This window comes from Microcoleus sp. Pol12B4, from assembly GCF_036701385.1.
Taxonomy (GTDB): Bacteria; Cyanobacteriota; Cyanobacteriia; order Cyanobacteriales; family Microcoleaceae; genus Microcoleus.
In genome coordinates, this window is the sequence record NZ_JAUBQR010000023.1 from 16,468 (window position 1) to 37,724 (window position 21,257).

A 21,257-nucleotide genomic window follows, 5' to 3' on the forward strand; every position below is an offset into this window, starting at 1 on the left:
TTTTAGTGTACAGTTTCTTTACTGTATAATTTTAACAATTTTTTTTTAACATTCATCAGCACTTGACTAGCTGTCATTTTTCCCTGTGAATCTATGGGAGTGTTTGGCGGCAGCGCTTTCAGGATTTCACAAGATGAATGGTACATTTTAAGAGCTCTTTTTACTTGGCCTTCTTTATTGTATATATTCCCTAGCTCTATATAAGCTGAAACAAAAGATGGACACATATAAATAGTCCTCTTTAATAAATTTTTTGCTGTTTCTAATTGACCCTGTTCTTCAGCAATTTGAGATTGTAAATAATCAGTATATACTGATCCCGGCTCTACTTTTCTAGCTCGATTACAGTATTCTATTGCCTGAGAATAATTGCCGGCATTCGCCTGAACTTGAGCGATTAAAAAATAAGCATCAAAATTATGTCCCTGCAAGTCTATTGCCTCTTGTGCCTTGTTGATAGCCTCAGCATAATCTTGATTTTTAAATAATTTTTTAGCCTCTAAAATTAGCAGTTGAGGCGTTTGATTTTGAGTATTTTCTGCTATTATTTTTTCTGTAACTGACACGGCATTGTTCGGTAAGCCGTCCTCCAGATAGGGAGATGGCAGCATATTCCCCAGCAGATTACTTATTTTTAATACGGGCGGCATCTCTATCTCTGGAAAATTGCTGTTAGTAGTAAAACTAGGTGGCATAGTTTCTCCTGTTAGCAACTCACCACTATCATCGCCCATAGTATCTGCTTTCGGGAATTCCCGAAATGCCGAGTTTGCTTCCCCTAAAGTCGCAACCCTAGACTCTATTTGACAGCGTTCATCCGGTACTGCATCCCGACGCTGATACACCACTGACTCCGGGAAAATCTTGGATTCAAACTCGTTCATAATTTGACCGTAAACTTCAGCGTGACCGGTCATTAAATATCCTCCAGGTCTCAGTGTCTTGGAAAATTTTTGCAGTACCAGTGAAATATACTTATGTTCAAAATACACAAAAACGTTTCTACACAAAATTAAGTCTATGTTATAAAGATTTTGGTAAATATTAGGAAACTCATCTTTGATTAAATTTACACAGCTAAAGTTGACACTTTCGCGCAATTCTAGATTAATTTCCCAATCATTTTGCCTCTGATGAAAATACTGCTTTTGTATCTGCGGTTCAACCAAGCGAAACGACCAATGACTGTAAACTCCCTGGGGCGCTTTTTTGATTACTTTTTCATTGATGTCTGTACCTAAAATTAATATTTTCCATTGCTCCCAATCGGGAATCAATTGTTTTAAAACAATAGCTAAAGAATAAGGTTCTTCACCGGTGGAGCAGCCCGCACTCCAGATTCGCAGTGTCGGCTGCATTCCCAATGTTTTGTGCAAGTTTCTTTTCTGCTCTATCAATTCAGGAAAAATTACTCTGTTTAACAGAGCAAACTGTCCTTTATCTCGCATAAAATAACTTTCAGTTGTTGTTAATAGCAATACTAATTTTGCCCATTCATTTTTACTTTCAAAAGTTTTGGCGGTTAAAAGTTTATAATATTGTTCTGGTTCTGCAATTTTTTTTTCTCTCATCCGACTCATGATTTTATGAGACAGATCCGCTCGATCTTGGGTTCTAATTCGCACACCCATCTCAGTAGTAATTAAGTTTATAAATAGCTGAATTATGGAATCATTCATGTCCACTGAGGTAGATTAATTTAATAATTTGGGAAGTGGCAACTTTTACTGAGTTGGTGCTGAGCATAGCTGCTAGCCTGCGGCTCGTCGGTTCGCAAAGCCGCAGGGAGCCGAAGGGAAGTGCGTAGCTGAACTATTGGGAATTGGGGAACTTGTAAGCTCGTGTAGTAGAAGTATTGGGAATTGGGAATTGGGGAATTTGGAAGTAGAAATTGGGAATTTAGCCGATCGCCTTAACAATAACAGTGTTACACCACATCATATCAGAAACTTGCCAGCTACTTAAAGGAAAAAGGCAAAAGGCAGAAGGTAGAAGCCAGGAAAAAAATATCCCTTCTGCCTTCTACCTTCTGCCTTCAAAGGCACTAATCTCCAACTTTAAGCTGGATATATCCGCAGGCGGCGATTGGGTTCTTCCCCAAAACTGTGGGACTTCAGGTGATAGTGTTCCACAAGTTCGTGCTGCATTTTGCGGACGTTGGGAGAACGAGGCAGGAGTTCCACCGGCTGTCCCTTGGGAATGACAATTTGCTCCACTGCTAAGCGGGTTTCTTCGAGAGCTTCGAGCTCGTCAGAAGAACCGCTGCGGGCGAATAAGGCGAGGTCTGCCACTTCCGGCGTGCCGGGGTCATCCATGTCCAACAGACGCCGCAAAGCTCTCGCTACGTGGGGAATAGTCCCTGCCTTAATTGTGTGCAGGGGAACTTGGCGAGTTTTGGCCAAGTGCCTCAATTTCGACTGGTTCCGAACGTTCGATCGCAAAGCCAAAACCACGTCAGCGCTCTCAATATCCTTGGTCAGCAGTATCGGCAGGTTCAGCGTCGAAATCACCTGTTCGAGCTGGTGGCGAGGTATGCCGTAAGGATAAACGTGGAGGGGCAAATCTTCGCCGTTAGGGCCGACATTCTGGGAAAAACGTCCGGGCTTAGGTACAGGCTCAACGGACAGGGATTCTTCGAGCAGTTGCTCGAAATACCGAGTCTCAGCAACCGGCGCGCTCTTAGCAGCTAAGTTCTCGCTGGGAGCGGGCATCGGCACCATTTTGCCAGCACTCCGCCACCCTGAGATCGGTGTGACGGGCCGGATTGCCGAGACAGCAGCCGGGCCGCTGGAAGCTGCCATCCCCGGAAACCGGGCGGGGGGAGTTGCCGACTCCTGCTCGATAATTACTTCTCCTGTCTCGCTGACGCTTCTGATTTGCTGGCTCGGTTCGCGTCCCCGCAGCAGAGTGTCGATCGAATCTGCAACTCGCTCGTGGATTACCCAGCGCTGCCGTTCCAGCATTTCGATGGCAATTTCAAAAGTTGGCGGTGCTTTGCGTTCCAAAACCGTCTTTTGAGAACCGCGCCGTCTTGCTTCGTCATCTCCCAGCGTCACCGCTTGGATGCCCCCAATTAAATCTGCCAGAGTCGGGTTTTTCATCAAGTTTTCGATCCGGTTCCCGTGGGCGGTACCTACCAACTGCACGCCCCTTTCGGCGATCGTCCGAGCCGCCAAAGCTTCGAGTTCCGTGCCGATTTCGTCAATCACGATCACTTGCGGCATATGGTTTTCCACTGCTTCGATCATGACTTGGTGCTGGAGTTCGGGACGGGAAACTTGCATTCTGCGAGCTCTACCGATCGCTGGGTGGGGAATATCTCCATCTCCGGCAATTTCGTTGGAGGTGTCGATGATTACCACCCGTTTTTCCAAGTCATCGGCGAGGACGCGGGCAATTTCGCGCAGGGCCGTGGTTTTGCCAACCCCAGGGCGGCCGAGCATCAAAATTGACTGACCGGTTTCCACTAAATCGCGGATAATGCCGATCGTCCCGAACACAGCGCGGCCCACCCTCAAAGTCAAGCCGATAATCTCGCCGCTGCGGTTGCGAAGGGCGCTAATTCGGTGCAGGGTTTGCTCAATACCGGCTCGATTGTCGCCGCCGAAGTGGCCGACTCGCTCGATGCAATAGTTGAGGTGTGCCTTGGAAACCGGTGTTTGAGAAAGAGGTTCGGCCAAGGATGGAAAACGAGCTTCAGGTTGGCGGCCCAAATCCATGACAATCTCAATGAGATTGTTGCGCTGCGGGTGCTGCTCTAAGGGCTGCCGGATCTCATCTGGCACGATGTCTAATAATCTGTTGAGGTCGTCTGTAATCTGCATTCGCCTCGATGTGTTCGGTGACGTTTTCAACTTTTTAGTCTGTTGTCAGTTAACAGTTGTCAGTTGCCAGTTGTTATGTGTCAGTTGCCAGTTGTTGTTGGAATTAACTACTAACCACTAACTAATGACTAATGACTACTGACTAATGACTACTGACTAAAATTCTTTGAGCGGGGAAACTAGAGAACGAGCTAAACTTACGGCCTGTGAGAGAAGTTCTGGGACGGCTTCGAGCTGAGGTAGCCGAGATGTTTGAACTCCGGCTCCTGGCCGCGCGACTGCCACCGGAACGGCATAGGCTCGATCGGTCTGCATTGTTTCTAACTGTTCTAAAATTGGCGATAGCAAAACCCTGGCATAGCTGCCGTAAGCTACACCTGCAATATATGGAACAGGGGGATCTGACGAATTTTTCCCGGCATCCTTCATCAGTCCCTCGGCTCTCAATTTGCTGACAGTGTGAGCATTAGTGCCGCCTGCAAGTTGCACGTATCCCGGCAACTGGGCAGCCAAAACTTTTTGACCGAGTTTGACCGCGGCTCTAGTAGTTCCTGTTCCGATATCTCCGCTCATTGGCCTACCGTCCGTTTGCCAAATTAGCGGACAAGGAAGGGGGGAAATTATTTGATAGAGTGTCCGCAAATAATCAATCAAACCGTCTCCATCGGGGCAACTAATTGCTATTACCTTGAGTTGAGCGACCCAGGGAGCTATGCTCGACCAAAGTCGCGCAAAATCTGCCTCTCTGCCTACTTGCGTGTGGATTTCTAGGGCGTCCGCACCGGATTGCAAGATTAAAGGTGCGATCGCGGCGGGAGCAGACACGTAAGAACGAGTATAAATCAGTTGGCTCGGACAAATCGGCAGACAGCGACCGCAGCCATAGCATTGCTGGTCTATCACCCCGGAAAAACCACTGCCAGCACTCTGAAAAACTATTGCTTCGGCTGGACATATTTTTTCGCACGGCCGCCAGCAGTCCACCGGACAATCGGCTGGGTTGAATTCGGCTTTGCGAAAATGCGGGTCTTCCCCATCATTTAAACTCACCATCAGCAACGGCAACCCTTTGCCGCCAAACCTGCGGTTTTGAGTTCTTGCCTGTAATTCGCTGGCCACTTGTAGGGCTTCTTTCGCTGCGGCGACGGCGGCGGGATCTGCCGCGACATCGATACAGTCAGCGCCTGCTAAGGTGTAAGCCAAGGTGAGATTCCGTACAGCAGGCAGGTGTTGAAAGCTCGCCCCACAGATCAGCTTGAACCAATGGCCATCTTTTAATGAGTTTAGGGGATGATAATGTTCTGTCACCCTTATATGCTAATCCTTTCAGCTAAAAATTACTATGTGGAAATTTCTACTTAATTTGAAAATTTAGGCGGGTACAAGCTGGAAACGCTACTGATAGCAGTATATCTGGTGCTGTTGGCTCTATATGTAGAGTTCTGAGGTAAGTATTTTTGAGAAATCTAATTTTTTTGATAGTGCCTAACGATGAGGCGATTTTCCACTTTGGCGATCGGCTTGAGTGACACGTTGACTTACGGACAGAATTTCTATGATATCATATTTCGGTGGATTTGGCAAGGAAAAAGTAGACTAAAGATTTTTTTGGAAGTGGCCGTGCAGTCGTCATTGCCATAAAGTTCGATCGAGCATTGAAACCCAGCGACGAACCGCAGATGAACATTCTACTCCCTAACTTGAAGCTACATTCATCTGCGTTAATCTGCGATTCAACGAGCTCTACTACTTGCTCAGCCGCTTGTAAACCGTAGCCAAAGCATGGCTATCCCCCACATTTCCCGGAAACAAAACCACGGGTAAATTGGGAAACAGAGGATGATCTGCATCGGTTTTCACCACCGAACAACCTGCGATTATTTGACCGATTTGCCTGACACTTTTTAGCGACAAACCTGTACTCAAAACATCATTAGAAGTAATGCCGCCCTTGCTAATCAAAAACCCGATATCGGTAGGCAGTCCCCGCACGATATCCATCAGTAAAGCAGAAACCGCTTCTCCAAATTTTAACCTAATTTCTGCATTGTCAAATTCGAGTTCCTTGCGGCTGGTATAAATTACAGGCGTTTTACCATCGGCATGAGAAGTGCGGACTTTTTCGAGAGTTTCATCGAGCATTTGGGTGCGATACTCTGATGAATCTTCTAACAAGTGAGATACATCTATTTCAATGCTAACTATATTGGGTTCTTTTAACAAGCGTTCCAATTGTTCAGTAGTTTTCTTAACGTGGGAACCAACTATTACTGCACCCGGTTTCCCGTCCCTCACGTATTTTGCCATTTCGTCGGCTGCTACTGGCTGCGGGCCGAGGTCAGCTAAGGATGTTAAAATACTCGCCCCGCTGCGGAATAAAAACTTTTTGCCTTGACTGGCAGCAGCGAGAATGTGTTTCGCAAATGTGTCTAAATCGCCTTGGCTTTCGCCGTCAACAACTGCACATTGGTTGTCTTTCATCTCCATCAGTCGATCTAAACTTCCGTAGCGGATGTCTGCAAGTAAAATGCGATCGACTGCATCAGCTTTGATGCGACCTTTGGTTTTTTCTTCTACGTAGTCTGGCAGGTAACTGTGACTGTAGCCGAAGACTGAATCTTTGGCAAATTCGGTTTGGTGTACAGGCGTTGCGACGCTGTTAACCATTAGGTAATGCACGCTGTGGCGGGTAATTCTGCCTCCTTCAAAAAAGGCGGGAATTAGAAAATGGGCATCGAAGGGGCCAAGTTCTTCGGCGATCGCATCGGTTTCGATGGGATAGTGACCGCGCAGGGTAGAATCGGAACGGCTAACTATTAGGAAGTCTTCGATTTTTTCGCTGGCGATCGCCCTTTTTAGATTTTGGCACACTTCGCGGGTGACGGAGGCTGCTTTTTCGGGAGTTAGCGATCGAGTATTTGTCAGTATGAAGAAAATCGGGCACTTGTCCCGCAGCCCCAAACGCAGGGTGTCTTCGTCCCAACGTGTCAGCAGCAAGCAACTGTGCACGGTTTGAGAACCAGTCGGATCGTCGTCGAGAACTATAATCTTGGGTTTGGCAGAAGACATACTGATATCAAATCCGTTAGCATCGGAATAGTAAATTCGAGTTCACTGTTTACTGTTCACTGTTCACTGTTCACGGCGTCAACAGTCAACCGTCAACAGTCAACATCATTCCGGTGTAACCGGAAATGATATGACCTGGTTGTTAACGTCACCTTTCCAAGATATCCTTACCTGTTACGTAACAGGTAAAAATTTACAATAATTATGATATTTTTTCAACAATTCTCCTAATTCATAATTTTAAAAATGTCTTTGAGTTCGAGTGGAACAGGCATCCTGCCTGTTGCGGTTCAGTAAGCTGCATATTGCTACTGGGTAAGAGGCGCACGCAGCCGTGGACGCTACTAACTTTTGCCATTTTTAAAATTAGCAGCGTTTCGATCTTGCAACTTTTTCATTTCTGCTTGAACTCCCACGGCTACTTGCAAAGCTTCGTTGAGCAATCGCCCCTGTTCGCTGGCTCGATCGCTAATTTGGAGGGCATTCAAATTTTTTAAGTTATTGGCAAATAATTCTGAGTTAGTAGCGACAAATTTTTTGTTTTCCCTAAGAATTCTTTCAGTTTTCAAAGCTCGAACTAAATCGTCTCTGATTAGTTGCAAAGCTTGAATAACTTTGGCTCGATCGCCGATTTTTACTGCCACATTGCCGGCATCTTCTATCCTATCGTTAATTTCGATCGCTTTGATTATACCATTATAGCGATCGACATCATCAAAAAGATTGATTAAATGTGGGTTTTGGCGGCTGCACTGAATTTTCCACGCATCCTCAAAGATTAAACCGACGATCGCAGCGAAGTGAAGGGCGAACCACCACAAATAAGCTCTAGGAAATATCGCAACCAGCAGCCAACAACTGATGAGAACCAAAACAATTAAACCGACAGTTTTCAAAGCTTCGCGGGCAAACTTAGTCGCTGTCGGCGGCCGGTATACGCGCTCGGGCCCGGCGCCGGTGAGGTGCTTGAGCTCACCGAGAGTAATTTCTAATCCCTGAATGTCAGCTCGCATAAATCTTTACAAATATATGTTAATTATAAAGTTTTGTAGTAGAACAAGGGGCTCGTCTACAATAAACCTAACACTTTTTCAAACCAAAACTGCACTATGTCCGCACGTCCTATATACCTCGACAACCACGCCACAACCCCGGTAGATCCACGGGTAGTTGATGCGATGCTGCCGTATTTCACCGAACAATTCGGCAACGCAGCCAGCATCAACCACGTCTACGGCTGGGAAGCAGAAGCAGCAGTAAAACAGTCACGACAAATCATAGCAGAAGCGATAAATGCTTCCCCCGAAGAAATTGTTTTTACCAGCGGTGCAAGCGAAGCAAATAACTTAGCGATCAAAGGCATCGCCGAAGCTTATTTCAGTAAAGGAAAGCACATTATCACAGTAAAAACCGAACACAATGCAATTCTCGACCCCTGTACCTATTTGCAAAAATTGGGGTTTGACATTACTGTTTTACCGGTGAAAAGCGACGGGCTGATTGATATAGGCGATTTGATCAAAGCGATTCGGGCCGAGACAATTTTAGTTTCAGTGATGACAGCTAACAACGAAATTGGCGTCATCCAGCCGATCGCAGAAATTGCTGCAATTTGTCGCGGAAATGACATTCTTTTTCACACAGATGCGGCACAGGCGATCGGCAAAATTCCCCTCGACGTAGAGGAGATGAATATCGATCTAATGTCCTTGACAGCCCACAAAATCTACGGGCCAAAAGGGATCGGTGCTCTCTACGTGCGCCGCAACAAACCGAGAGTGCAGCTAGCGCCGCAAATGCACGGAGGAGGCCACGAAAGGGGAATGCGATCGGGAACTCTCTACCCACCGCAAATAGTTGGGTTTGCCAAAGCAGTAGAATTGGCAATTGCAGAAATGCCGTCGGAAACAGAACGAGTGGTTAATTTGCGCCAGCGTTTGTGGGAAAAATTGAGTGAATTGGGCGATGTTTTTCTCAACGGTCACGCTACGAAGAGATTGCCGGGGAATCTCAATATTAGTGTAGCCGGGGTTGACGGTCAAGCGTTGATGTTGGGTTTGCAACCGGCGGCGGCAGTTTCTTCTGGATCTGCTTGCACTTCGGCGAAAATATCTCCATCTCATGTTTTAGCAGCGATCGGGCGATCGGACAAATTAGCTTATGCTTCAATTCGGTTTGGTATTGGCCGCTTCAATACTGAAGCCGAAATAGATGCAGTCGCCGAACACGCGATCGCAACTATTACATCTCTCCGACAAGCTCAAAAAGTCAATCAATTTTAGATTTGAAATTTGAGATTTTAGATGAGAGAATTGAAGATTAGGAAATAGTTTTGAGTTTTGAGTTTTAAATTATTTAACTTACAACTCAAAACTTTCCCTCTTTTTATGGCAGAGTATAATTGGTATCGAACCCTTACTTAGAACCAAACACCTCGCGCACCCGATAAATCGGTTTTCCCTGCGACTCGTGATAAGTCCGCATCATCACTTCCGCCAGCAAACCAAAACAAAATAACTGCACGCCAGTCAACAGCAAAACTACAGCCAAAATCAGCAAAGGACGATTTCCAATAATTTGACCAAAACCCAATTTTAAGACTGTCAAATAAATTCCTAAAACCGTTCCCAAGGTCATAGAACTCAGTCCCAAAAGTCCAAAAACGTGCATCGGTCGAGTCAGGAACTTTTTCATAAAAGAAATAGTTAACAAATCCATCAACACCCGAAAAGTCCGCCAAATTCCGTACTTACTTTGACCGAAACGGCGGGCGTGGTGTCGCACAGGCATTTCTGCAATTCTCGCCCCTTCAATAAACGCCAACGCTGGCAAAAAGCGGTGCAATTCCCCGTACAGATTCAAGTCTGCTACCAACTCTGATTTATAAGCTTTCAAAGAACAGCCGTAGTCGTGCAAAGTTACGCCTGTAACGCGACCAATTAACCAGTTTGCAATTTTAGAAGGAATCAACCTGCTAATAGTATTATCCTGCCTATTTTTGCGCCAGCCGCTAACTAAATCGTAGCCTTCATTTAACTTTGCCAACAACAGCGGAATATCAGCCGGGTCATTTTGCAAATCGCCGTCAAGGGTAACAATAGCACGGCCGCGAGCGCGATCGAAACCTGCCGACATGGCAGCAGTTTGCCCGTAATTGCGGCGCAAAATTACAGCACAAAGGTCATCGCGAGTGCTGGCTAATTGCTGCAGAAGTTCAGCAGAACCGTCCTTAGAACCGTCATCTACACAAATAATTTGATAGCTGAGTCCCGATGGTTGGATAGAAGAGGCGATCGCCTCAATCAAATGAGGCAAACTTTCCACCTCATTATACACCGGCACCACCACCGAAACATCGAGAACAACCTCAGCCTCAGCTTGCTGTCTCGCCAATTTTTCCAAAAATAATGCAGCGTCCATTTTTTTATTCGATAATATCAACAGTCAACCGTCAACAGTCAACCGTCAACAACTAACTAGGTTGATAACTTTCCACAACTTTACCATATCCCCGCAATTGCTGGTAATAAGCTTGACTGACTAGATCGCCATCCTCCGACAAAACATCGATACCGATACCGTTGCGACCTTGTGCTTTTCCAGAACTGTGAATGTAGCGATTATCTCCGAGATATAATCCTACATGAGTTGCTTTTTCAGGCGTACCAAAAAATACTAAATCTCCCGGTTTTAAAGCACTGATACTAATAGGTTTAGTAAAAGCTTCCTGCTGATAAGCATCCCTCGGCAACCAGATTCCCGCAGCCACAAAAGCAGCTTGCATCAAGCCCGAACAATCATAATTCGGCCCGACTGTACCGCCCCAAAGATAATAATTGGATTGGTTCATAGCCTCGCGAGCAAAAGTAATTACAAGTGGTAATTTTTCCTTTATTTGGGTCTCAGAAACCACGAGAGGATTGTACAATGTTTCTGTCGGAGCGAGCAACTCAACATCTCGAATATCCAGCCATCCCGGATAATCATCTTCGCACAGCCGCACCATCACAGCCGTTGTATCCAAGTTTACATCGCTCTGTCTTAGGGGGGGGTCAAAGACGCGCAAATGTCGCCCCAGCGCTGCTTGAGTTGCCAATCGATCGCACTTTGGGGAATCGTAAATATTTATGTGCGATCGGGCCCGGTACTCCACAACATCAGATAATTGATAATTGGCCATTGCTAATTGCTCATTGTGTGCTGTTAATTGTTCGCATTTATTGTTCGCATTTAACGATAGATTGCCATTAGCTGCTAGCCGTTAACCGTTAACCGTCAGCCATTAACCATGACATTTTTTCACAAAGACGAACAATTAGAAAACCTCGGCAGTAGCATTATAGACTCCGCATTGTCAGAATTTACAGGATTAAGTGGCGATCGTATAGCCATTACCTGGATCGTCTACGATCCGCCGGTGCGAGTCAATACAGGCGGCGCCCTGAGTGCAGAAGAATTTTGGAAATATCAACCGCGAGGTTTTAGCGCTAGAGCTTCCGAACGAATTTATCCAGCCAGCATCGTCAAATTATTCTACCTCGTTGCCATCTGGGAATGGGCGCAAAAAGGCATGATTCAAACCTCGCCAGAATTAGAACGCGCCGTCCGAGATATGATAGTTGATTCCAGCAACGACGCCACCAGTTTAGTAGTAGACGCCCTCACCGGCACCACCAGCGGCCCAGAATTATCACCCGCCCCCTTTGAAACTTGGAAACAGCAGCGAAACATCGTCAACCGTTACTTTCAATCATTAGATTGGCCGGAATTACAAAATATTAACGTCAATCAGAAAACCTGGTGTGACGGCCCCTACGGTCGCGAGCGAGCAGTTTTGGGAGAGTTAATGGAAAATAGAAATATGCTGACTACAAATGCAGCGGCGCGTTTGCTGCACAGTATAATCGGCGGCGTAGCTGTTTCTGCCCAAGCATCGCAAGAAATGATGGGTCTAATGAAACGCAGTTTAGACCCAGCAGAATTAGAGGCAGATCCCGAAAATCAAGTTACAGGTTTTTTAGGCGGGGGATTGCCAGAATCAGCAAAATTGTGGTCAAAAGCGGGACTGACAAGTCAAGTGCGTCACGATGCTGCTTATATTGAAATATCCGGTTTGCGGCCGTATTTGTTGGTTGTATTTACCGAGGGGAAAGAGAATAGCAAGAATGAAGAGATTTTGCCATTTATATCGCGGCAATTTGTCGAAGCGATGAAGACATTGAATTAGATTTAGTAGTTGATTATTGCGGCTAGACTAGACTTGAACTGCAAAAATAATTGGGACGGGCTAGAAGCCCATCCCACATGGAAATTTTGTGGTATGGGCTTCTATCCCGTCCAAAAATTTGATTAAAAGGAATTTTTTCCTAGAAGCTCTAAAACGGAGAGGGAGGGATTTGAACCCTCGAAGGATGTTAACACCCTTAACAGATTAGCAATCTGCCGCTTTCGACCACTCAGCCACCTCTCCAAGATGACAGTAACTAACTATAGCACACACATCTTATTCTTGCCAACCCCTAATTTAAAAATTCCTCAATCCCTTACTCTGTATACTTTTCGCGACATCAACCTCCAGCCTCTTCCCCAAAGCCCCTGGCCTTCAAGTGCTTTTCCCAACTAAAATTGGAACTCAAAAAGAACCTCTTAGTATACAAATACCCCAAGCGGTACAGGTGAGCCTTGCGATCGCCATCGAGATTAAAGTCCGTCGTCGTCACCCCAGCTTCAGTCACATCAATATTAATCACCCTGCCCTTATCCATTTCTCGCTGGTGATAGCGGTCTCTTGCTTTCATCATCGTTCTGAACATCGCCGCCAGCATCGACAGGGGAGTATCAATCTTAGCTTTAGTCTCAATTCCGGTATCGACTAATCGAAACCCAAAGGTAAACCAGCGCGGTGCCGCAAGAGTCGCACCGACGGATTGTTTGTCATAAATCCACAGGGGGAAATTGCTCAAAATTCCGCCATCTACAATTAAGTCATCGCCGAGTTTTCCTGGTTCAAAAAATAGCGGAATACTCATCGACAACCGAACGGCTTCAGCCACGCTAAAATGTTCAGCGCTTTGGAGTCGCAACTGCTCATACAAAGTATCGGAATCGGTCGATTCGCGTCGGTGTAAGTCGTCGGGCAGTACCAACATTTCACCGCGAGTGAGGTTGGATATTACTACTTTTAATTCCCGGTCTTTTACGATTTGTTTGACATCAGCAAAAGTGTGCAAGTTACCTCTACCGAGCATTGATTCCAGCCACTGTCGGAACGGCTGCGCCGAATATTCTCCCATCTGACGGCTAACTGTTAAGAAAAGCAGCGTCCAAGCAGGAGATTGCAAGTCGTCGGCGGGGTCGCCGTTTAAAATTAGAGGACTGTTTTTTTGAGTTAAAAATATGCTGTAATCGAGCTGTCCTAAAATTTCCTCTAAATCATCAATTGACAAGTCGGTTGCCAATACTGCAGCAGTAATTGCACCTGCTGAAGTGCCGGCTAATTTTCGCCACCGGATGCCCAAATCGCTACAGCACCTGAGTGCTCCTAAAAATGCAACTCCGCGCACGCCGCCACCTTCAAAAACACCGTCGGCATAGATTTGACCGTTTTCGTCTGGAGGCGGAAATTTGCTGAGAATTGTTTGTTTCTCGGTGGCGGTGATTCTGACACCGGGTTCTTGCAAAATTTGCTGCGGATACCACTTGCTCATGGGAAATACCTCCGATCAATTTTGGGTTTTAGATTTTAGATTTATATCTATTGTTCTTGATTGTTGTCGGCATCCATTGCCTCTTTGACGTATTGTTGAACTTGCGATCGCACTTGTTCGTAAGCCACCGACGCGCACCAAGGTCGGAGAGATAAAATAGTTGTCTCGGGAGTAATCTCGGCGACCAAACAAGTCGGGGGCGGATTCTCCAACACCAGCGGGTGAGAGTGGGCAATTTCTAATAACTCAGCTACAGTTGGACGAATTGGCCGATCGCCAATATCAATCTTCAAGTCTACTCGCCTCGTTCCCATTGCCGTTGTATTTTTCAGTGTACCGTTAAACAACTGATTGTTCGGGACAATAATTTTTATGCGATCGTCTGTCACCACGGTTGTTGAAAAAATCCCGATGCTGTCCACCACTCCCTTAACATCGCCAGCTTCGATCCCATCTCCGACTTCAAAGGGTCGCAAACTAATCAACATTACCCCAGCAGCAAAGTGCGACAAAGTATTTTGCCACGCCAAACCAATGGCCAAACCCGCTGCACCCACCACCGCAACCACACTGGTAGTTTGAATTCCCAACTGACTCAAAGCGGCGACTACTCCCACTACCAAAATCGTAATTTCAGCAGCTTGAACTAAGAATTTCCGCAGCGTGGCTTCGGTGCGACTCAGTGCACGGCGAGTCACGCGCCCCGCAAAGTTGATCGCAAATCGCGTAATTAACAAAATGCCGATCGCCCACAGCAGTTGAGGTACAATTTTAAACCCCAATTCTACTAATTTTTTGGAGAATTCTTGGGCTACTTCCAAGGCTTGTGTTCTTTCTGCATTTAGCTGAGAATAGAACGTTTGGGCTATTGGTAAAAACGTCTGAATAACTGTCATATCAATTTGGAATTTGGAATTTGGAATTGCAGTTTCAGTATTATCGCTTATTCTGAGAGTCCGACAGGGTTAAAAACCCCTATCTCATAGCTAAAGTCCTCTCAAAGAAAACTAAAATCAATAATTCCCTAGCTCAAAATCTTGAATCGGTTTAAACCGACTTTTACTATGAGGCAGGGGTTTAAACCTCTACCGGACTACTGCTAATAGTGTACTGCTACGCGGGGCAATCGGTGTTTAAAACCGCAGAGAATTTCCCAAGAAATAGTTCCTAAAGTCGCGGCCCAATCGTCGGCAGTAATTTGATATTCCCCATCTTTGCCCAACAGCGTCACCACTTCACCGACTTCTAAATCTGGAATGTCAGTTACATCCAGCATTAACTGATCCATCGTCACCGCGCCCACTTGCCGCACGAATTGACCCCTGACTAAAACCTGCATTTTATTAGAAAGATTGCGCGGAATACCATCTGCATAGCCGATACCAATTACGGCAATCTGTGTCGGCCGCTGAGCTATAAATTGATAGCCGTAACTGACGCCGGTTCCTGCTTCAATTGTTTTCACCTGCGTTACCCTAGCTTTTACCTGCATTGCGGGCTTCAAATTGGCGATCGACTGCAAGTGAGGCGCTGGATAAAGACCGTAGGTAGCTAAACCGACTCGCACTAAATCGTAGTGCAAATCCGGGTCAGCGAGGGCGGCAGCAGAGTTTGCCAAATGGAGGCGAGGGGGGCTAATTCCTGCTATTTTAATTTGCTCGATCGCCTGTTGAAAACGCTGGTGCTGCTCTCTCATAACTGCGGGGTCGGGACTATCTGCTGTCGCCAAGTGAGAGTAAATACTGGCTAATTTTAAATTGGGCAACCGCTTGACTAATTGCACGAATTCTGTAGCTTCCTGCCAGGGCGTACCCAAGCGAGACATTCCCGTATCCAACTTAGCGTGAACCGGCAAACATTGGTTAATATCGGCGAGAACTTCCGAAAAAATTAGGGCTTGTTTGGCAGTACAAATAGTGGGCTGCAAGTGACAATGGGCGATCGCTTTTACCTGTTGGGCTGTATGGGTTGCCCCCAACAGCAAAATCGGCGCTTCTATCCCAGCTTCTCGCAATTCTATGCCTTCGGGAATTGTCGCCACTCCCAGCCAACTAGCACCTGCTTGCAATGCTGTTTGACTGACTGCAACAGCACCGTGACCGTAAGCATCCGCTTTCACAACTGCCATCAGTTCTGTCTGGGGAGATAAGAGCTTTTTAAGCTGTTTTACATTGTGAGTTAAAGCTGCTAAATCGATTTCTACCCAAGCCCGCTGGCAAAGTCCCCCGTTATCGTCCCACAGCAACGTCTGGCGGGATTCTTTTGTCGTTGATTCTGCGGTTGTTTGTTCCCCACTCCACATTGTCCATCGCTCCTACTTGCTTACACCATTAAAAACTGCTTGGAGATTTTACCCTAAGTTTGATTATAATAAGATTCTCTCTTTCATCAAAGTTAACTGGTGTATCATAGCACCAAAAATACCCGGTAAAAACTATGGACGGACTAGCCTACCTACATTTAGCTGAAACTTGGGAAACGGCTGCGGGTCAAACTCGATCGACCCACTCAAAAATGCACCGGAATTTAGCATATACTCCTTTACTTTTCTTTACGATCGCTCTCACAATTTTCAATTTAGTCAATCCCGCACTCGCCATCAAAAAAGGTGATTCCGGCGCGGAAGTAGCCGAACTCCAGAAAACTCTACAAAACGCAGGCTATTTTCGCGGTAAGCCTACAGGATTTTACGGTTCTCTCACCCAGGCTGCTGTGAAAAAGTTTCAAGCAGAGAACAACCTGAAAGTTGACGGAATTGTTGGCCCTAAAACCTTGTCAGCACTCAAAGGTAAGCCGGAAGAGGCGAGTATTGAAGCTGCGGAAAAAATCGCGCCAAATGTCGATCGATCTTCGCCATCTCCTAGCGCCACAGATAATACAAACGAACTCGAATATAAAACTCAAACTCAGCCCCAAGAACCCTCTTTGCCGCCCTTTAAAACTGAAAATTCCGAGGATAAAGAAAGTGAGTTTCCACCCACAGATCTCGTAAATCCTCCTGATAATACTCAAGGAAAAATGACGTTGAAAAAAACCATTTACGGTAACATATCGCCAAAGTCAATAGTTTATTCGGGAGCGGGTTTGTTTTTTGCTCAAAACATGATGTACCGTCACACAATCACAGTTTACGACAGGAACTTTAAATTAGTCAAGACTATTCCCGATACAGTAAACTTGTCGAAGTTCGGCTTTTCTAAATTCAAAGGCAATTATAAAGGCTCTCCCGTAGAAGCAGCTTTTTCAACCGATGGCAAATATGCCTACGTCTCCAACTACAAAATGTACGGTTCCGGGTTTAGCAATCCGGGAACCGACAGGTGTTCTCCAGCGGCCAAACACGATCAAAGTTTTCTGTACCGCATCAATACCCAAACTTTGAAAATAGAAAAGGTAATTCCTGTAGGTGCTGTTCCGAAATTCAATGCTGTTTCGCCTGACAATCGCTTCGCGCTATCCAGTAATTGGTGCAGTTGGGATTTGAGCCTAGTAGATATCAATAAAAATCTCGAAATCGAGCGAGTGAAACTGGGTGCATACCCTCGGGGAATTGTTGTTACTCCCGACTCAAAAAATGCCTATGTTGCTATCATGGGTTCTTCCGATATTGCGAAAGTAAATCTCATCGACTTTTCGGTAGAATGGCTGAAGAATATTGGCAATGCGCCGCGTCATTTGACGATAGATCCCAATGGAAATTATTTGTATGCCACTTTAAATGGTGAAGGAAATGTGGCAAAAATTGACCTAAAAACTGGTAAAGTGCTTGATAAAGTTTCGACAGGAAAAGCACCTCGCAGCATGACAATTTCCGATCAGGGAAAACTGCTTTATGTGGTTAACTATTTCTCGAATACTGTTAGCAAAGTTAGGACGAGCGATATGAAAGTGCTGCAAACAGTGAAGGTTAATTCAAGTCCGATCGGGATTACTTACGATCCGGAAACTAATCAGGTTTGGGTAGCGTGCTATTCGGGCAGTATTATGGTGTTTCAAGATTAATTTAGCTGCTTTGTAGTGAAGGCTTGAGTCCTGACTACAAACAATAACGATTAAATGTTATTGTGGGGCGTTGCTCGGAGCAACGCCCCTCAAATATTATTTGGGCAACTTTAAAGGCTTCACAACATACTCTGAAGACTTAGCAGGGACTTTGCCTTTTTTAGCCATAGATTGGTAAATCATGGCTGCTACTTCAGCACGAGTTGCTGTTCTATTAGGCTGCAAAAGTGTGCGCTTCGGGTGGTTAACAACAATGCCAGCTTCTGTGGCTGATGCTACTTTGTTAACTGCCCATTTCGGCACTTTTGCCCTGTCTGTATAAACTTGTAAAGTTTTGGTTGCTTTTGTTGATGGTTTCAGGCTCAAACCGCTCGCTAAAGCTGCGATGACTTCGACACGCGGAATCTGTTTGTCGGGACGGAACTCATTGTTTGGGTATCCTTTAAGATATCCAGTTTTGACGGTGTGATCGATCGCAGGAGCGGCAGGACTCTTGTCTTTTACGTCTTTAAAATCAATTGGTTTTCTGATCGGCTCTTTGTCGTCGGACATTCGTTGAATTAAGCGCGCTAGTTCGGCTCGCGTCATCGGTTCGTCGGGGCGAAATTTGTTGTCGGTGGACTCAGCAAAAATTTTCCGATCGACTAAAGCGACAATGAACGGACGCGCCCAATATTTGTCTGGAACATCTGAGAATCTAACGGGCCCAACTTTGGGTTTATCGGCTTTGGGTTTATCGGTTTTCGGTTTGGTAATTGCTGGATCGGGAGTCGATGGCGCAATTGGCTTGTTGGGAGGAACAACGATTACACCCACCGGAGGATTTTGCGGTAAAATCGGTCCTAAAGGTGTCACAGGTGGGACTTCCCGTTCTGAAGGAATCAGGGTTGTAGCGGGCGATCGCAAATCCGAATTGGGCGACGCAGGTGTTAATAGTCCCGGGCTCGCGGGCGTCACAGCAGGTTGAGAGAAAACGGCTGGAAATTGCCAATTTCTGGCATTCAATCGATCGGGATTTTTACCTGTTACCCAAAATAAAATTGCTCCCATCGTGCCGAAGGCAACCAAGATCGCAATCAATTCATCTAATCCTAGAGGATTTCTTTCCCCTGACGGGGGTTGTGAAGAAGACATATTGTCACCTACATACCAATGTAGAAATTAAATCACATATTTTTTGGGTCTGGTAGTGACTCAAATAAATAAATCAACTATTCCAAAGTTCTCACTGTTAATACTTGCGGCGGCGTGGAATCGGGAGGATAAATAAAATCAACTTTTACCGATCGCGTTTCTGTCGCAGCTAACCTCAACTTTACCATCGGTTCCACAACTTGACCCACACGGTGCCATAAATGCAAGTAGCGAGTTACATCGTCACCTCCATCATCTTGGTAGCGCAGCCTCACAGTACCTCGAAAATAGGGAAAATCTAGGGGAGGTTGACGAAACCGCAATCCATTTTTTGAGAGTAGATCTTCTTTTAAAGGCGTTTCCAAACTCACCGCTACCGTTTGCGGTTTTTGGGCAGTGTTATGCAGCGGCAAACTCAGATTGTAGTGTACGCCGTAATTGCCGTGGGCTTCGTAAGCGGTGTCGGGATAGCGCGCCAGCATTTTTCCGGCTTGCACTTGTTGGGTTCCCAAAGTGCCCCCGCGCAAGGTAGAGATCGCATAGGATATCGCTTTTCCAGTCTGGGGAATTGCCAGATTTTTAGCATCGCGATCGACTAATTCCGCTTCCCATCCAGAACCTTGCTGCACCCCTGCCACGCGGCCGTAAATCAGGCTTCCGGAAGTGGCGTCGGGGGGAGTCGGGGTTTTGTCGCGGGGGCCTGCCAAACCGCCATTATTCAGCAATTGCTGCCATTCTTCCAGAGTTGGCGCGCGTTCGCGCAGCCCTCGAAGAGGATCGCCCCCATCAGCATTTTGAGGTGCATACATTGCCAAAGTAGCGGCATAAACCTTGCCGCTACTTTTGAGCCGCACAAAGGTAGAACGACCATTTATCGGCTTTTCCAGACCCCGCACGGGAATAGGGCGATTCATCAACAATGCGGTTTCTCCCGGTGCAACGAGCAGTTTTGCCGGAAAATCCGGCTGCCGCATTCCCCGCAAAACGCTATCGACAGCCCTAATCCCAGGGCCGGAATATACTTCGCCGTCGGGATTCTCACTTAGTGCGGGTTTCTGTTTGAACGGTGCGTCTGGTTCCATCAGGTAACTGGCTGCCTGCAATACTTCCACCGTCACGGGCGCGGAACTGGGGTTGTACAACAAAGCTCCTATATACAACGTGCGCGAATTCAGCGGAGTGTGAGAAAAGTGGTGAGCAAACAAGGTGAATTGTCCTTGAAAGGCAAAGTTCAGGTGAGCTGCGGGGAATTTTTTGCCGTCTGGGGGAAAAGTTGAGAGCAAAATGCCTTCTTTTTTGACCCATTCGGGACTGTCGCTGTTGAAGAGGGGGATGCTGTCTAGTTGTCCGGGGAGCTCGCGCACTTCCGCAGCTTGTACAATTTCTGCGGGTGCTGGTTTTGCGGGAACAGATTGTACGGGTTTTTTGACGTACAACAATCCGCCGGCTGCACAAAGGACGATCGTAGAAATGCCAGCAATTCGAGAAAAGAGATTTGGTTTCTGAATCATGAAAGTTAACTGTCAGCCCAATCTCTGTACATCTTCCACCGACAGCGACAGCGCCTGAGCCACTTGCTCTACGGTTAAACCCATTGCCAGCAGTTGGGGAATCGCATCCCGTTGGGTTTGTTCTGCGCGATCGGCCCTTTGGCGTTCCTGTTCGGTATGGAGGCGTTCTAGTTTAGCTTGTTCGCTACCAGTTAACAACAAATTCCCCTGATTATCCCACCAACGCAACCATCGCTGATGCTGATTTTGATAGCTACCTTCCCACATACCTAACTCTACTCCCATCAGGTCTATCGGATAATGGCCGCGATCGTTTGGTTGCAAACGGCGATAACGAGTATTCACCCAGTTATAGACTTCCAATTCGCTCGTTTTAATGATGTAAATCGCATAGTAAGGAATGCGAATAATCTGCTCGTATACCCAAAACTTTCCTGGTTTCTGGTTGATACCTTCTGGTAAGCGAGATAAAGGAGTATTATCTCGTTCTTCAGCCCCATTTCCACTTGCAAATTCGATCGCAATTAATGGCACAATATACTCGCGCCAAATCACGTAAGAGCGGCGAATTTCCCCATCTATTAGGGGCCCAACGTTGGGAACGTAGAACCAGTCAGGCGCTTCGGCTCCCTTTTCTGGAGGGTCGGTTTCGCGCCAGTAAATGCCACAATCTTGCCCGATCGCATATTGTCCGTCCGGGTGGAGGGTTTGCAGCGTAGTTTCCAGGGAGTCGGTGAGTAAGATACTCTGGGGATGTGCTAGAAAGTTATGTACAAACGTGCCGTCGGAGTCAGGTAGTTGGGTGTGATCGGGAAAGGCGGGGGGTAATGTTGTCGGGTTGAGGTTTTGGATCATGTCAGCTATCCGATGGTGAAAGGACAGATGCTTTATTAATTAGAGCATAGCGATAACTGTATTTTTGTATATATGCTAATATATATATTAGGTATTGTACCGCAACGCCAATAAAATTATAAGTTAGACGGCTCGAAAAATTGAGTAGATGAGTT

General features: G+C 46.3%; 16 protein-coding genes and 1 tRNA gene. 3 read left to right on the top strand and 14 right to left on the bottom strand.

All coding sequences use genetic code 11. The features are described 5' to 3' along the window. Positions 1–2: 2 nt before the first annotated feature. The 5 genes from QUA38_RS05435 to QUA38_RS05455 form a co-directional block, all read right to left on the bottom strand. Positions 3–1,679: a CheR family methyltransferase gene (locus QUA38_RS05435; RefSeq protein ID WP_333159889.1), complete on the bottom strand. Its 1,677-nt coding sequence runs from the start codon at positions 1,677–1,679 to the stop codon at positions 3–5. A gap of 378 nt (positions 1,680–2,057) precedes the next feature. Further along, complete coding sequence (locus QUA38_RS05440; RefSeq protein WP_333159891.1) at positions 2,058–3,824, bottom strand: R3H domain-containing nucleic acid-binding protein; 1,767 nt, start codon at positions 3,822–3,824, stop codon at positions 2,058–2,060. A 156-nt stretch (positions 3,825–3,980) separates the two neighbouring features. Further along, positions 3,981–5,132 carry a circadian clock protein LdpA gene (ldpA, locus tag QUA38_RS05445; RefSeq protein WP_333159893.1) on the bottom strand — a complete coding sequence of 384 codons (1,152 nt, stop codon included), beginning with the start codon at positions 5,130–5,132 and terminating at the stop codon, positions 3,981–3,983. Positions 5,133–5,570: 438 nt separating this feature from the next. Beyond that, entirely contained in the window at positions 5,571–6,893 is a 1,323-nt protein-coding gene (locus QUA38_RS05450; protein ID WP_333159895.1) for a four-carbon acid sugar kinase family protein, read from the bottom strand. Positions 6,894–7,237: 344 nt separating this feature from the next. Continuing rightward, a complete protein-coding gene (locus QUA38_RS05455; RefSeq protein WP_333159897.1) occupies positions 7,238–7,906 on the bottom strand; it encodes a hypothetical protein in 669 nt (222 codons plus the stop codon). A gap of 96 nt (positions 7,907–8,002) precedes the next feature. Here QUA38_RS05455 and QUA38_RS05460 point away from each other — a divergent pair, with 96 nt between their 5' ends. Then, entirely contained in the window at positions 8,003–9,175 is a 1,173-nt protein-coding gene (locus tag QUA38_RS05460) for an IscS subfamily cysteine desulfurase (RefSeq protein ID WP_333159898.1), read from the top strand. A gap of 133 nt (positions 9,176–9,308) precedes the next feature. Here the strand turns inward: QUA38_RS05460 and QUA38_RS05465 are convergent, their stop codons facing one another. Both QUA38_RS05465 and QUA38_RS05470 read right to left on the bottom strand, forming a co-directional pair. Further along, the gene (locus QUA38_RS05465; RefSeq protein ID WP_333159900.1) at positions 9,309–10,313 is read right to left on the bottom strand and encodes a glycosyltransferase family 2 protein; all 1,005 of its coding nucleotides are present in this window, start codon (positions 10,311–10,313) and stop codon (positions 9,309–9,311) included. A 52-nt stretch (positions 10,314–10,365) separates the two neighbouring features. Beyond that, positions 10,366–11,073 (bottom strand): C40 family peptidase, encoded by a 708-nt coding sequence (locus QUA38_RS05470; protein WP_333159902.1) that lies wholly within the window; start codon positions 11,071–11,073, stop codon positions 10,366–10,368. 108 nt (positions 11,074–11,181) lie between these two features. On the opposite strand from QUA38_RS05470, the gene QUA38_RS05475 reads away from it, so the two are divergent. Beyond that, the gene (locus QUA38_RS05475; RefSeq protein ID WP_333159904.1) at positions 11,182–12,120 is read left to right on the top strand and encodes a serine hydrolase; all 939 of its coding nucleotides are present in this window, start codon (positions 11,182–11,184) and stop codon (positions 12,118–12,120) included. A gap of 154 nt (positions 12,121–12,274) precedes the next feature. On the opposite strand, the gene QUA38_RS05480 is transcribed toward QUA38_RS05475, so the two are convergent. The 4 genes from QUA38_RS05480 to alr form a co-directional block, all read right to left on the bottom strand. Further along, positions 12,275–12,363, bottom strand: a tRNA-Ser gene (locus QUA38_RS05480). 97 nt (positions 12,364–12,460) lie between these two features. Beyond that, complete coding sequence (locus QUA38_RS05485; RefSeq protein WP_333159906.1) at positions 12,461–13,600, bottom strand: patatin-like phospholipase family protein; 1,140 nt, start codon at positions 13,598–13,600, stop codon at positions 12,461–12,463. Positions 13,601–13,647: 47 nt separating this feature from the next. After that, positions 13,648–14,496: a mechanosensitive ion channel family protein gene (locus QUA38_RS05490; protein WP_333159908.1), complete on the bottom strand. Its 849-nt coding sequence runs from the start codon at positions 14,494–14,496 to the stop codon at positions 13,648–13,650. Between the two features lie 203 nt (positions 14,497–14,699). After that, positions 14,700–15,902, bottom strand: a complete 1,203-nt coding sequence (gene alr, locus QUA38_RS05495) for an alanine racemase (RefSeq protein ID WP_333159910.1) — start codon at positions 15,900–15,902, stop codon at positions 14,700–14,702. A 134-nt stretch (positions 15,903–16,036) separates the two neighbouring features. Here alr and QUA38_RS05500 point away from each other — a divergent pair, with 134 nt between their 5' ends. Next, positions 16,037–17,602: a peptidoglycan-binding protein gene (locus tag QUA38_RS05500; RefSeq protein WP_333159912.1), complete on the top strand. Its 1,566-nt coding sequence runs from the start codon at positions 16,037–16,039 to the stop codon at positions 17,600–17,602. Positions 17,603–17,698: 96 nt separating this feature from the next. On the opposite strand, the gene QUA38_RS05505 is transcribed toward QUA38_RS05500, so the two are convergent. The 3 genes from QUA38_RS05505 to QUA38_RS05515 all read right to left on the bottom strand — a co-directional run bounded on the left by QUA38_RS05505 (position 17,699) and on the right by QUA38_RS05515 (position 21,102). Further along, positions 17,699–18,736, bottom strand: a complete 1,038-nt coding sequence (locus QUA38_RS05505; protein ID WP_333159914.1) for an S-layer homology domain-containing protein — start codon at positions 18,734–18,736, stop codon at positions 17,699–17,701. A 77-nt stretch (positions 18,737–18,813) separates the two neighbouring features. Next, entirely contained in the window at positions 18,814–20,247 is a 1,434-nt protein-coding gene (locus tag QUA38_RS05510) for a DUF3370 domain-containing protein (RefSeq protein WP_333159916.1), read from the bottom strand. Positions 20,248–20,259: 12 nt separating this feature from the next. Beyond that, positions 20,260–21,102, bottom strand: coding sequence for a Uma2 family endonuclease (locus tag QUA38_RS05515; RefSeq protein ID WP_333159918.1), 843 nt, complete (start codon positions 21,100–21,102; stop codon positions 20,260–20,262). Positions 21,103–21,257 lie beyond the last annotated feature (155 nt).